The sequence below is a fragment of the Kitasatospora sp. SC0581 genome (genome assembly GCF_048159585.1).
Taxonomy (GTDB): domain Bacteria; phylum Actinomycetota; class Actinomycetes; order Streptomycetales; family Streptomycetaceae; genus Kitasatospora.
Window position 1 is genome coordinate 1 of record NZ_JBLRWA010000149.1, and the last position, 432, is coordinate 432.

1 protein-coding gene is annotated in these 432 nt (G+C 48.4%); it reads right to left on the reverse strand.

What is annotated here, in order from left to right; translation table 11 throughout:
- Positions 1-359: D-ribose pyranase (gene rbsD / locus ACLWS4_RS37515; protein ID WP_416876504.1), on the reverse strand; the 359-nt coding region annotated here is incomplete at its 3' end.
- Between the last annotated feature and the right edge of the window lie 73 nt (positions 360-432).

Sequence of the window (432 nt, forward strand, 5' to 3'; positions counted from 1 at the left end):
TAAGCCGTCATTTCCCCGGTACGGATAACCGCTTTTGCTTTTTCTGTCATTTTTTTGAAATCCTCATGTGGAACGAATTCTATCAAATTCGGAAATTGTTCATTTAAAAACGCCAGCTGGCCCGGGTTTCCGTCTTTCACTTCTTCTGCCGCAATGGCTTTTTCTATCACCATGTCATCACAGACAGCCTTGACCACACTTTTAAACGAAGGGGTTCCCGGAGTTAATGCAAGGTCAATTTTCGGCACGCCTTTAGGAACCGGCAGCCCGGCATCGGCAATCACAAGCCAATCTGTATGTCCCAGGTCTGCCAAGACTTTTGTAATCGAGCTGTTCAGCATTCCGTGCTTTTTCATCATTCTTTCCTCCCGTCTACTTCTTCGCGGGTGGGCATGCCGCCCTGTGCCCCGAATTTTGTCACCGACAACGAGG